At 38.6% G+C, this 13,327-nt stretch carries 8 protein-coding genes and 2 pseudogenes; 6 read left to right on the top strand and 4 right to left on the bottom strand.

What is annotated here, in order from left to right; all coding sequences use genetic code 11:
* Nucleotides 1-69 precede the first annotated feature (69 nt).
* Both NSQ58_RS01895 and NSQ58_RS01890 read right to left on the bottom strand, forming a co-directional pair.
* Nucleotides 70-507, bottom strand: a complete 438-nt coding sequence (locus NSQ58_RS01895; protein WP_223821961.1) for a GtrA family protein — start codon at nucleotides 505-507, stop codon at nucleotides 70-72.
* A gap of 14 nt (nucleotides 508-521) precedes the next feature.
* Nucleotides 522-1,553, bottom strand: a complete 1,032-nt coding sequence (locus tag NSQ58_RS01890; protein WP_076294076.1) for a glycosyltransferase family 2 protein — start codon at nucleotides 1,551-1,553, stop codon at nucleotides 522-524.
* Nucleotides 1,554-1,741: 188 nt separating this feature from the next.
* Between NSQ58_RS01890 and galU the strand changes: the two genes are divergently transcribed.
* Nucleotides 1,742-2,623, top strand: a complete 882-nt coding sequence (gene galU / locus NSQ58_RS01885; protein ID WP_341056786.1) for a UTP--glucose-1-phosphate uridylyltransferase GalU — start codon at nucleotides 1,742-1,744, stop codon at nucleotides 2,621-2,623.
* Nucleotides 2,624-2,686: 63 nt separating this feature from the next.
* On the opposite strand, the pseudogene NSQ58_RS01880 reads toward galU, so the two are convergent.
* Nucleotides 2,687-3,620, bottom strand: a pseudogene (locus NSQ58_RS01880) (IS3 family transposase).
* 244 nt (nucleotides 3,621-3,864) lie between these two features.
* On the opposite strand from NSQ58_RS01880, the gene NSQ58_RS26735 reads away from it, so the two are divergent.
* The 4 genes and pseudogenes from NSQ58_RS26735 to NSQ58_RS26730 all read left to right on the top strand — a co-directional run.
* Nucleotides 3,865-4,032: an FDLD family class I lanthipeptide gene (locus NSQ58_RS26735; RefSeq protein WP_445671665.1), complete on the top strand. Its 168-nt coding sequence runs from the start codon at nucleotides 3,865-3,867 to the stop codon at nucleotides 4,030-4,032.
* Nucleotides 4,033-4,107: 75 nt separating this feature from the next.
* Complete coding sequence (locus NSQ58_RS01875; RefSeq protein ID WP_341056784.1) at nucleotides 4,108-7,338, top strand: lantibiotic dehydratase; 3,231 nt, start codon at nucleotides 4,108-4,110, stop codon at nucleotides 7,336-7,338.
* Nucleotides 7,316-8,656, top strand: a complete 1,341-nt coding sequence (locus NSQ58_RS01870; protein WP_341056783.1) for a lanthionine synthetase C family protein — start codon at nucleotides 7,316-7,318, stop codon at nucleotides 8,654-8,656. The genes NSQ58_RS01875 and NSQ58_RS01870 overlap by 23 nt, the downstream gene beginning before the upstream one ends.
* Nucleotides 8,657-8,953: 297 nt before the next feature.
* A pseudogene (locus NSQ58_RS26730) lies at nucleotides 8,954-9,209 on the top strand (transposase); the annotation flags it as partial.
* A 723-nt stretch (nucleotides 9,210-9,932) separates the two neighbouring features.
* Here the strand turns inward: NSQ58_RS26730 and NSQ58_RS01865 are convergent.
* On the bottom strand, nucleotides 9,933-12,383 hold the full coding sequence (locus tag NSQ58_RS01865) for an O-antigen ligase family protein (RefSeq protein ID WP_341056782.1): 2,451 nt from the start codon (nucleotides 12,381-12,383) through the stop codon (nucleotides 9,933-9,935).
* A gap of 151 nt (nucleotides 12,384-12,534) precedes the next feature.
* Here NSQ58_RS01865 and NSQ58_RS01860 point away from each other — a divergent pair, with 151 nt between their 5' ends.
* Entirely contained in the window at nucleotides 12,535-13,323 is a 789-nt protein-coding gene (locus tag NSQ58_RS01860; RefSeq protein ID WP_028542104.1) for an ABC transporter permease, read from the top strand.
* Nucleotides 13,324-13,327: the final 4 nt, after the last annotated feature.

Genomic DNA, 13,327 nt, shown 5'->3' with positions numbered 1-13,327 from the left:
ATGTGCGTTGAGAGCACATACCCTATTTTTATCAATAAGTTCATCTGAACTACCATGAATCTCGTATCGTTATACTTTTTGGGCTTTTGTTTTTTTTGAAAAAACAATGAACTTTTGCCCGACATAATTAATTAAAGTATAAAAAATATTCCCGATTAAGATGGACAGATTGCCTAAAATTGCATTGTTTTTAATACTCAGACTTGAGATCAGGAAGTGGCTGATTAGATAGCTGAGACAATACGATAGCAAATAGCATATCAATATGATAAAGACAAACTTCCAAATGGTCTGTCCATGGCTTGCATTGTTTTTGAAAGTAAATCTTTTGTTTAAGAAATAGCTTACAGTAGCACCTACAGAATTACCAATAAAGGTCGATAACCAGTAGTTAGTCCCTAAAGTATTAAAGAGCAAGAACATGACGGACATGCCGCATATTGTATTTAGGACACCTACGACAAGAAAACGGAAAAAGCTATTCTGAAATAAAGTCAAATTAGTCACCTGTTCGCATCTGTTTATTGGACAGCCACAGCTTCCCTTTCACTATTTTTCACTTTTTTTGTGTTTTCAGTATCTAGGGTGCTTTGGGAATCTAATAGGGTCTCAATAATATATTTGGGTCTTTGTTTTACCTCTTTATATATTTTACCGATATATTCGCCAATGAGCCCCAGTGCTACAAGTTGCAGACCACCTATAAACCAGATGGACAACATTAAAGAAGACCAGCCCCAGACAGTGGTTCCAAGGAGCTTACTAATAATGGTATACACAGCTATTAATAAGCTTATGCCAAACATTGCAAAACCTACAGCTGAGATAAGCCGGATTGGGGTTATACTAAATGAAGTGATTCCATCGAAAGCAAAAGCGAGCATTTTCTTTAAAGGATATTTGGATTCTCCTGCAAAGCGTTCATGTCGATCGTAATAAACTTCAGTAGACTTATAACCTATTAACGGAACTAGACCACGTAAAAAGAGATTGACCTCTTTAAAGTTGCTTAATTCCTGGAGAACTCTTTTGCTCATTAAACGGTAATCCGCATGATTGTATACAATATTGACTCCCATTTTACTCATAACACGATAAAAGCCTTGGGCTGTTGAACGCTTGAAGAATGTGTCGGTGGTTCTACTTTTTCGAACCCCATATACGATGTCATAACCTTCTTTGAATTTTATTATAAATTCTCGGATGGCATTGAGATCATCCTGCAGGTCGGCGTCAACGGATATTACACAATCAGATGTCTCTTTAGCTTCCATTAACCCAGATAATAGAGCGTTTTGATGGCCAGCATTTTTCGCCAATTTGAGACCACTGACAAAAGGATTTTTTAGATTATATGATGCTATGATGTCCCATGTTTTATCACGGCTACCATCATCAACAAACAACATTTTACTATGTTTAGAAATGAGCTGACTCTCTGCCAACTCCTCAAGAATGACCGTAAGTCTGCTTATAGTTTCAGGCAGTACTTCTTCTTCGTTATAACAGGGAATAACTAACGTTAAAACAGGGTTACTGATTATTGAATCCAAAGAACTCTCTCCTCAAATTTTGGCATATCTGGTACTCAAATTTCTATCTTTTTTAGTTTATAATATGGTTTACTTAAAGTATATAACATTGCAATGACTAAGTGCTATAATAAACTATTAGCAATTTACAAACGTTACTCGAATTATTGAATAATTTAGTAAGTTTTGTTGAAAAGGAGTTTTAACCTATGAAAATCCGTAAAGCGATTATTCCTGCTGCGGGATTAGGGACCCGGTTCCTTCCTGCTACGAAAGCGATGCCTAAAGAGATGCTTCCCATTGTAGACAAACCAACAATTCAATATATTATTGAAGAGGCTGTTGCATCTGGTATAGAGGATATCATTATCGTTACTGGTAAAGGCAAAAGGGCGATTGAGGATCATTTTGACTACTCCTTTGAGCTGGAGCATAATTTGACTGCGAAGGAAAAATGGGATCTGCTCAATGAAGTGCGTAAACCATCGGAGATGGCAGATATCCACTATATTCGTCAAAAGGAACCCAAAGGGTTGGGGCATGCCATCTGGTGTGCACGTAAGTTTATCGGTGACGAACCTTTTGCCGTCCTTTTAGGGGATGACATCGTTGAGTCTGAGAATCCGTGCCTCAAACAGATGATAGACGTGTTCGATGAGTATCAGCGTTCTGTTGTAGGTGTAAAACAAGTGGATTGGAACGAGGTACATCGTTACGGCATAGTTGAAGGTCATGCACTTACTTCCAAAATCTCTGAAGCGGAACGATTGGTAGAAAAGCCAAAGAAGGAAGAAGCAACCTCCAACTTGGCGATCATGGGACGTTATATCTTGACGCCTGATATTTTTGATATCCTGGGTCAGCAATCTGCGGGAGTAGGCGGGGAGATTCAGTTGACGGATGCATTGTCCAAGCTGGGAGAAAAGAATCCGATCCTGGCCTACGAGTTTGACGGGAATCGCCATGATGTTGGCGAGAAATTGGGATTCATTGAAACTACTATTCATTATGCTCTGCAGCATAACGAAATCAAGGATGAAGTACTGGCTTATATGAGACAGGTTATTGAAGATATTGATAAGCAAAAATAAGCCTTACTGTAAGAAGTGTGAATGGCCACCATTTGTGAGACAGAGAGAAAAACACCTCTCAGTTTAAGCGACCAGTTGCCGGAAACGAACCAGCAACTTGTTATTTGTTTTTGTTTGAATGCGAATTAAGTTCTAGTAGGTAATGTAGTCTCGAACCGTCTGTTCGACGATGGCCGTCGTCGTATAGCTCAAACTTTCGAGATAGGACTTTTCAGATTTTAGGGTGGAATGGAACAATTCGATGGGGCATTATCAGCAGGCACCCCCTTGCGGGATATGCTTATGGTAATGCTTTTTCCCTTTACAACTTCCTGATACGCTTGGGATGTATAGACGCTGCCTTGATTGCTATGGAGCATCGTACCTGGTAGAAACGGTAATTGGTGAAGCGTATCCAACACAAACGCGGTATTTTGCTTGTCAGCTATACTTTATGCCACAATCTCACCATTGAAAAGTCAAAGATACTCAATAGATACAACATTTTTTCACCAAACGGTAAATACATAATATCCACAACGAGTTTTTGCATAGGGCTTCGGTCCCGAATTTGTGCTTTAAAAGATGCTCTGCTATATACGCTGGCTGACCTATGGGTTTTCGTTTCTTGACTTTGAGACGACACTGTAACTGCTCACGCTGCATGGTCTATTGTACACGTTCATGATTGGCCTTATGCTCATACGAAACAAGGCCGTGACCTTCCTGTATCCATACCAAAATTTATACTGTATGCAGAGTTCGCGAACTTTCCTACGACGGAATCCTTCTCCACAGCCTCGTAGCTGACTTTCCAGCGGTAGTATGCGGCTTGAGGAAGACCAATCCATGCACAAGCTTGACTCAAACTCACTTCTCCCCGAATAGATTCCACCCATTGTACTAAGTAGCTTCTTATGCCCAATTGCTCCATGACTTGTCTGGCCGAGATACTAGCCAGTATCGTTTCAATGGCTTTCATCTTCACTTCTACCGAGTAGCTTACTCTAGTTGCCAACGGTAAAAATACCTCCAAGGTTATCTTCAAATTTTACGACATGACTTGATTCTCTTGAAGGTGTTTTGATTTGTCCTACATTATGGGGTCAGTCCCAGTATCGAGGAGATGTTTTCATTGTGTTAAAAAAGGTAAAAATTTTAAATGATGTAATAAAAAGAAACTTTTTCTCTCTTGATGCGTCTTATATATTGAGAGATTGCTCCTTGAGGTTCTCTCAACTTTATCGAAGGGAGGGATTAAGATGAATTCTCCAGAATTAGTCTTTTTCGAACAAGAGGACACCTTTGATTTGGACTTACAAATTAATGATCTAACATTAAAGCAAGCGGCAAGTCCTTGCACACGCACTGTAACTTGTAGTGTTTCTGCATGCCTTGGTACACATGTGACTTGTGAGTGTTGGTGCTAACTTTAAAAGAAATCTGACCCTGGATATTATTTCATACATCCAGGGTCTTTTACTTCAGGAGGAGGTTATCCTATAGTGGATAAAGTTACAAATATAAATATGTTTCAGTCATTAGATTTTTTTATGGTGAGAGTACCACTATTGCCTATTGATTTTTACTATAACTTATTCAGTGAAAATACTACATATGATGTGACAAGGAACAAGGTTTTATCTTTGTTAACAGACCCTGTTATACGGGAAGCGATCACCATAGCCAGCCCTTCACTTATGAATTCTATCAATAATGTCCTAACCAATAAAAATACTAAAAAAATGAACACGGTGCTACGGGCAGTTGTGAATTATCTAATCAGGCTTTCTTCAAGAGCTACACCTTATGGGATTTTTTCTGGAGTTTCTATAGGTCTCTTTTCGGAACTTAGCTGCTTGGAAGTGGGTGATACTAGGCAGAACAGGAAAATATCCCGTCCAGATATGGAATGGATCATGGGATTGGTTAGATATTTAGAGAAAGAGGAAAATGTGGTAAAACAGTTGGCGGTGCGGACTAATCCATCCTTGTATTTATCTGGTACAAGAATAAAATTGCCACTTTTAAACTATATTGAACAACACCACGATCCTGATGTGAAACGAATGAAAAGTAGTTCGATAAAAGTGTCCAAGCCGGTTCAGCTTGTGATGGATTATGCACAAACTCCGATTTCTTTTGCTAATCTAGTTAAGAAAATACAAGAAGAGTATCCCGAAAACAAAGAAACTTTAATAACTGAATTTCTGATGAAGCTATTGAATCAGGAGTTTTTAATTAGCAATTTGAGACCACCATTATGCATTGATAATATGGATTTGCCTTTTGAATATCTACGAAAACAGATAGCACCTATAAACAATATTGAATATATCAAAAAAGGTCTGGATGAAATTAGTGAAGAAATAAAACAATACGATGATTCTCCAATAGGTAAGGGGGAATCCTTGTACAATCAGCTATGTATAAGAATGAGAAAATTAGTTCCAACGAAAGAAACTTTGCAGATTGATATGGAGACAAAAGTAGAAGAAGCCTTTTTAAGCCAAAATGTCTCTAAAGATATTGCTAGATCAGCAGAGGTCTTATGGAGGCTGTCGCCGGATTTGAGTAATCCTCATTGGACACAATACCGAAATGATTTTATAGAGAAATATGGTATTGATCGTCAGGTTCCGATCTTAGAGCTTTTGGACGAAGATTTAGGGTTAGGGGCTCCGCCTGATTATAAATATCCTGAGAGTAGATATAGTTTAGAACACCCTATACTAAATGCAGAGAGAGAGAAGGTTCTGGCAAACTGGATTACAAATGTTATTAAAGAAGGAAAAATAGAAATAGAACTGACGGATGAAAAATTAAAGAGAATCGAGACTTTATCTGATGAGCTTTTGCCCCCTACCTCTATAGAAATGTATGTTACCATAGCAGCAAATAGCGAAGAAGCTTTGAAAAATAACGAATATAAGATCATTATCAATTCCAATTCGGGAAGTGCAGGTGCGGGTAGGACATTTGGAAGATTTAGACCAATCCTAGATAAGACTGCAAGAGAGAAGATCAAGAACACGTATAAAATTCAAGAGGAATACAGAAAAGATGCTATATTTGCTGAACTTGTATATTTAACGGTCAATAGTAGACACTCTAACGTAGTGATTACCAACAAATCATGTAGTCACCAAATTGTGTTGGGAACTAATTATTCCAATGTAGATACTTCAAAACAAATTTCAATTTCTGATTTATATGTAGGATGTACCCACAATTACTTTTATTTAAAGTCACAGTCGTTGAATAAAGAGATAATTCCAGTTTCCACCAACATGCTAAATTACAATAATGCTCCCAATGTATACCGTTTTTTAATGGAAATTTCACAAGAAAGACACAGAAGCATTTTGCCTTTTCAGTGGGGAGGGCTATCGGAATTCCCTATGCTGCCTCGTGTAAAATATAAAAACATAATTTTATCCTTAGCGAAATGGTCGCTTAATAAAAATAACGATGAATTTAAAAAATGTAAAAACGAGGAGGATTGGATTGAGGGTTTTGAAAAGTGGAGAGGGGAGTGGCGCGTTCCAAGATATGTTTATATTACCACTTCTGTTTCAGATAACAGAGCACTAATTGATCTTAAAAATGAGTTTTTCATATTAGAGCTATTTGAGAAATATCATAAATTAAGTGATTCACAATCATTATGGTTAACTGAGAGTGGATTTGAACCAAGTGATGTATGGGCTAGAGGGAAAGAAGGGCGCTTTATCGCAGAGTACGTTATTCCCTTAGTAAGGACAAATGTAGAGGAACCTTTGACCCCGAAGCAGCGTGAAGATATGAATCTTATTCAAAGACCAATCAGAGAGCATTCAAATATTATATATTTACCGGGAAGTGAATGGCTTTATATAAAGCTTTATGGTATGTCTGAACGAGAGGAAGAGTTTATTGGCAATTACATTAGAACATTTTGTGAGCAGGTAGAGAATCAAGGAATAATAAATCGTTATTTTATTGTCAGGTATAAAGATCCGGATCATCATATACGGTTACGACTTCATGGTGAGGAATCCGTTGTTTGTAAACAACTAATACCTGCTATTCATATGTGGGCTAGACGCCTAAAGGTTGAAGGTCTACTAAGTAAAATAATATTTGATTCATATGAGCCGGAAATTGAGCGATACGGTGGTAAACGTTTAATTAGTATAGCGGAGCGTTTTTTTGCTGTTGATTCGAAGATTACAGTAGAACTGGTCTCTTTAAAATATAACAATAAGTTGAATGTTCCTATAGAGATTATTGGTTTCATTAGTGTGATTGATATTTTAAATCAGTTTATACCAGCGGTAGAACGGCAAGTTACTTGGTTTCATGAAGAAGAATGGCATAAGGAGCATGTAAAAGATTTTATGAAGGATCGCAATTTTTATATAATTTTGTGCGATGTTTCGGACAATTGGTCCTCACTTAGAAATTTGGAATACGGGGACTACTTATTATCTAAGTTTCAAGAGCGAAAAGAAATAATAAATGAATATAAAGAGGCACTTGAACATGAAAAGGATTTAACGAATACATTACCCAATATTCTAGGTAGCCTCATTCATATGCATTTAAACCGTCTTATAGGTACGAATAGGGAAATGGAAAGAAAGATAATGTCGTTGTTAAGTCATTCCTTATATCATTTTAATGAATCAATAAAGCACAAGAAAAAATGTATTTCAAAGGAGTTGAACGTTGATGACAGTAGTACAAAACAATAAGAGCCTGCATAACGATATTATGAAAATTGTAAGTGTTATAAGTGCCAGGTTGACTGACCCCCAGTATGTACAGACCATATGTTCTTCTGAGCAGAATCATGTAGATAAACAAGAGGAGTTTAATTGGAATGATATAAGCCTGGCAACTGGATTTCCAGCAATCAGTATTTTGTATGGGAGACTAAGTACTGTATTAAAGGATGAGAGATTAAAAGAGTATGCACACTCCTACCTTTTAAGTACTCGTGAATCATTAAAGAAATCAGGAGCATCATTATCACTATGGGAAGGATTATCTGGTGTTGGATTTGCCGCGTATCTATTATCTGACAATGGTATAAAATACAGGAGATTTATCAACCAAATTAACACTTTGATATTGCGTCATGGTAGTGCTGATCTACTGAATGCAAAAAGTAGGCTGGAATCAGGTACGTCAATTAATGATTATGATGTAATTTCCGGATGGAGTGGCATAGGAAGGTATCTGTTGCTGTTCTCTGATATACCTGAAATTAGGGAGCTCCTTATTGGTGTTCTTGAGTATCTTGTTCTTCTGAGTAAAGATAGGATTATCAACGATAATCAAGAGGTTCCGAATTGGTATATTTCAAATAAGTGTTTACTTTCACATGAAAAGGATGAATATCCATTTGGATATTTTAATATGGGTTTAGCTCATGGAATTCCTGGCCCCTTGGCATTATTATCTATAGCGTTGCTTCAAAATATAAAGGTACCTGGTCAAATAGAGGCAATTCAACGATATTGTGATTGGATAACAAAATGGAAATTGGAACAAACAGACAAAATACAGTGGCCTTTAATTATAAGCTATGAAGAATTTACAAATGATAAAATTTACGCTAAAAAACATCGGGATGCTTGGTGTTATGGTTCGGCAGGAGTTGCGAGAAGTCTATTTTTAGCAGGCAGATCCGTGGGGGATAGAAGTTTGGAGGATTTAGCAGTAAACGCATTTAAATCGATATACAAAAGATCTATCGAAGAGTGGAATATTTATTCACCAACAGTATGCCATGGATATTCAGGGCTATTGAAAATTACCTACCATATGTATCGGGACACACACGACCCTGAACTGCAAGAAAATTATCAAAGCTTGCTCCGAATAGTCATTAAAATGTTTGATGAAGAATCGGCTTTTGGTTTTTATGATTTATATAGGGATTCTAATTCTACTAAAAATTTAAATTATGTAGGTTTACTTGACGGTGTTTCGGGAATAGCCATGACATTACTAGATTCTCTTTATCCTGATGAAAAGGATTGGGGGGCGAGCTTATTGATTTGCTAAGGTAATAAGTAAAGTAACGGATGAATTACTCAAACCACAGAGAGGAACTGGTTAGCGTTCTTAATCGATAACAGGGTTACAATTCCACTCAAAAGATGAACAATAAAAAGGGTTATCTCAAAGGCAGTTTTTTTATAGTGAAACAGCCTAAATGAGACGAATTATTAATTAACTTCATGAGAAAAAGCGTAGGTTCCAAGGCTGAATTAGTCCGAAACCTGCGCTTTTTGCTTCACTAGAGTCTGTAAAATAGTTTGTTTAGTAAAATGGAAGTCATAGGAAGGGTGGGGAGAATACATGGGGCTTTGGTCAAAAGAGCAACTGCGAGCTTTCATTAAGGAGAAAAACCTGGTTACTGCACAGGATGTGTAAAATGCCTTAAATGAACTGCTCGCGGAGACTCTTCAGGAGGTGTTGGAAGCAGAAATGGACGCGCACCTGGGCTAGGAGGAGCAAGAGATCAAGGGTAAAATGACGCCAAACAGCCGTAACAGCAATAGCAAGGAAGAACGTCGTTAGCGAGTATGGCGAGCAGGAGCTTGCTGTACCTCGACGTGACGGGCGGCCAGCCAAATGAATGGAATAGCTCTTGAACGGCTTTGACGATTTGACGGGATGAGTAGATGCACTACATGTAGGCGTAGAGAATGACTTTGGTGAGCTTATTGTGATGATTGCTGTTTCGCCCCTTTTCAGGGTAGGCTGTGTCTAGGTGGTGGCATTGAGCCAATTCAGGGTCTCACTTACGACGCGAGCGAGTTGATACTGATGACTTCTCGAATGGAATCGACCCAAGCAATGATGACTTTAGGTTCCACCTATTTTCCAGTCCTTGTACTTTTTTTCTGCTTTTACTTTTTCAAGCTCTAAAGAGAGTTCTGGACCTTTCCGTAGCTGTATTGCTTACCTACAGGCTGCTCCAGACGGTATACTTCGTCCACCACATCCACGTCTTGAGCTGTGTCTTATTCCGTATCCCGAACTGCTCTATAACCTCTTTTACAGGTACTCATGCCAATCTAATTTCTATCACTTTCATTTTTATTTCTAACGGGTAACTCAACTCTAGTTGCCAACGCAAAAACACCTTCAAGGTTATCACCCTATCTTACGACAGGATTGCATTCTCTTGAAGGTGTTTTAATTGTCTCACGTTATGGGGTCAGTCCCACTTCCATTTTACCAAGGATGGGCTTTTTTTGTTTTTTAGGGCATCCCATCGATTTATGGGACAGCCTCAAATAATACAAAACAGAGAACAACTAAACTCCAGGGACTATTCTCTTTTCAGTTCGTTTATCAGTTCTTTTTCCTTGGGATTAGCTTGAATCAGCTTATCGTACAATGCTTTGTCATCTTGTCCCTGCTTTTGCAAAGCGGCAATATAGTATCGGGTTACCTCACGATTCGTAGCGTCACTCAGATCGTCCTTCAAGCCGTTTTTCAGGATGATGGCAGCCTCGGCGGGTTTACCTGACATGAACTCAATTTTTCCAGCACTGAGCGCAATGCTTGGAGTTACTTCAAAAGTACGTGTCAATTGAATTTCAGGTGGAATCGTCTTAAGATGAACTACCCCATCTAGAACCTGCTGATAAGCAGCAAGACCTGCTTGGAAATACTTCTGTTCCTTGGCTGAGTCCTTAGCCAATCGAGCTTTATTACCAAATTCAAACGCTTGGGTAATCAGCAAATTGTACCAATCCAGATCCCAGGTGAAGTTAGCACGGTTATTTTCCAAAATAGCAAATGCCTTGTCATTGTTTCCTTTAGCTTGCTCAAGTCGCATTTTGATAAACAGCATATTTCTATTATACGGTTCTGCCTGCAGCCCCAAATCAACAATGGTCATACCGCCTGTATAGAACTCTTCGCGTTTGGTTTGCTTGTAGACCTGATAATACATACTAGACAAACCAACAATTGAATCAATATGAGTTGGGCGCAGATTCAAGTCCTTATTATAAGCAGCTTGTCGTTGTTCGAACGAATTGCTGCTTTCCAGCGCTTTTGCTTCCCAGGCAGCATTGCTGGCTTGTGTAAAGCGCAGCCCTACAAACAGAAGCACAATACTGAGAACACCAATGACGATACTATAAATCGGACGGAAACCTTCAGGCTTCATCGCCAAGCGTTTTACAGGTTGTGCATCCATTGCTGCAGCCATACCCCCGAGTCCAATAAACACCAGTATACCCATGAACACATAACTCATATTAAAGTCCAATAGACTATGGAGCAAAATGGACATTGCCAAGATCAGGTAAAGGAAGTGGCTATCCCGCTTTTCCTCATCGCTCTTGATGTAACCTTTAATGTATTTATAGAAAATATAAAGGATAAACGCCATAAAAATAATGAATCCAATAATACCAGCCTCTACCAGATATTGCATAAAAAAGTTATGTGCCTGTGCGCTTGTGTAGCCATAGTCTTGGTACTTTCCATACAGCGTAGCCCAACCGCCGCCACCTGCGCCAATCAACGGATAATCAGCAATTAGCTTGGAAGCATCGCGATAGAAGGTTATACGTTCCAGCACACTATGCTGTTGGAAGTTGATATTTTCCAGGCGTGTCTCCACATTGGCTGGTAGAAAACTTCGTAGTCCTGTACCAATGAGCAGGAACGCAATTACACCAATCACGACCACAGAGCCAACAGGCAGCCACAGATTAGAGAGTTTACGTGAGGCTAGACCGTGCATCCCTTTTTCCAAACGAGATCCCAGAGAGGTTTGTATAAGCCATAGAACAACTGCAGTCACCAAGGCAGCCCCAAGAAGCAGTCCCCAGCCTTTAGCAGCCACAGCACCGTTATAGGTCTGATTCAGCTGTAATCCCCAATTTGTAATAGGACTCAAAATAACAAGTGAAACGACACCTGCAATTGCACAATGCAAAAGCCATAAGATTTGCCGTGCTGGCTTAAAGAACAGAAGTAAAAGAACAAATACAACTGGCAGCATAATGAGACCACCACGTGAAAGTGTCAGGAACAGTGATACCATTATAGGCACCAGCATAAAGGCATGAGTCGCTTTTCCATACCACGTCTTCGACTTCATCAGACAAAAGATAGCTGCGAACAAAAAAGCCATCAAAAATGCCGCATATGTATTCGCGTACTGGAAGACGGATGTAAGACGCGGACCATTAGTATCTACCTTTATGGCATCAACGTAACGATTACCGCTTACCATTGATGAGAACCAATCCACCAGTCGTCCGGCCAATACCCACTGTCCAAACCAGTTGAGGAGGCCGAAGCCTATAATAATATAAGCTACGGTCATAATCGCGGTTTGGATGATCTGGTTGCTCAACCGATCTCGCAAGGCGTACAATGTAATGATGAAGAACGAGGCATAGATGCACTGCACCACTACCATGTTCATCGCAAGATAATGAGAAGCAGCAGAAATCAATGAAAGCACGAACGTCAGCGGAAGTAAGATAACAAGCACCGCCAACCAGTCTCTTTGATCTTCCAATTTGAATTTCTTATAATAGGTTACGATTCCCAATATCAGCAGAATCATGCTGATGATCAAAGCCCAATAGAGAGGCTTTTCAAAATCGAGCATTTGCCCATTAAAAAGTGCAGCCTGGAAGGGAGCCCAAGCTAAAAACAGAATCATGCCAACAATTAACACCCAAAACATAGCCGGCCTTTTATCGTCACGGGTCGACGTTTTGGCCTGTTTCCCGTATACTGGATTCGACAAGGTTTACAATCTCCTTTTCTTGTAGATACGTCAACATTTTAGCATATCGTAGCTGTTAGAGCCATATCGCAAGAGTAATCATGTCAAATTTTTACTTTTTTTGTATTGTAAGAGACTTACCAAACCATGTTTAAGGTCGTGACACACTCGTATGAATTTAACTCAAAACTTTTCGAAAAATTTAAAGTTACTCTGGGAATTGTCTAAAAAAGATATTAAATCTAGATACCTTGGTTCATTTATGGGGGTACTCTGGGCTTTTATACATCCTATGGTATCTATACTTGTTTATTGGGTCGTATTTCAGGTTGGTTTTAAAAATGTACCTATTGGAGATACTCCCTTTATACTTTGGTTATTAACAGGAATGGTGCCTTGGTTATTCTTTTCTGAAAGCTTAGCAACTGCAACCAATAGTATTATAGAAAACAATTATTTGGTAAAGAAGATTGTTTTCCGAGTTGGTTTGCTGCCGATGGTGAAAATTTTGTCTGCTCTTTTTGTACATGTATTTTTTATCATTGTTCTTTTCATTATGTTTAAAATATACAATGTTGAATTTACGATTTATAACATTCAAATCCTTTATTATTTATTAGCCACGATTTTTCTTTCCTTGTCCATTTCTTACATAACAGCGACATTAGTTGTTTTTGTAAAGGATGTTGGTCAAGTTGTTGCGGTATTTATTCAGCTATTCTTTTGGCTTACGCCGATCTTCTGGAATTTAAATATTGTTGAAGATAAGTATCAGTTTTTCTTTAAACTAAATCCTGTTTTTTATATTGTCGAGGGATATCGGGATACTTTTATTGATCACAAATGGTTCTGGGAGCATCCATCAATGACGATCTACTTTTGGGCTATTGTGATTATCGCAGGTACGATAGGAATCAAAATTTTCAAGAAAATGAAATCTCATTTTGCAGATGTATTGTGAGGAG

It is taken from the genome of Paenibacillus sp. FSL M7-0134, from assembly GCF_038007865.1.
GTDB lineage: Bacteria > Bacillota > Bacilli > Paenibacillales > Paenibacillaceae > Paenibacillus > Paenibacillus polymyxa_B.
The sequence above is the reverse complement of the archived record's forward strand: the minus strand, read 5'-3'. Positions and strand labels throughout refer to the sequence as shown.

Bases quoted from the DNA above. Each gene is read 5' to 3' on its own strand.
- NSQ58_RS01860 (WP_028542104.1), top strand. From the start codon at position 12,535: ATGAATTTAACTCAAAACTTTTCGAAAAATTTAAAGTTACTCTGGGAA.
- galU (WP_341056786.1), top strand. From the start codon at position 1,742: ATGAAAATCCGTAAAGCGATTATTCCTGCTGCGGGATTAGGGACCCGG.
- NSQ58_RS01870 (WP_341056783.1), top strand. From the start codon at position 7,316: ATGACAGTAGTACAAAACAATAAGAGCCTGCATAACGATATTATGAAA.
- NSQ58_RS26735 (WP_445671665.1), top strand. From the start codon at position 3,865: ATGAATTCTCCAGAATTAGTCTTTTTCGAACAAGAGGACACCTTTGAT.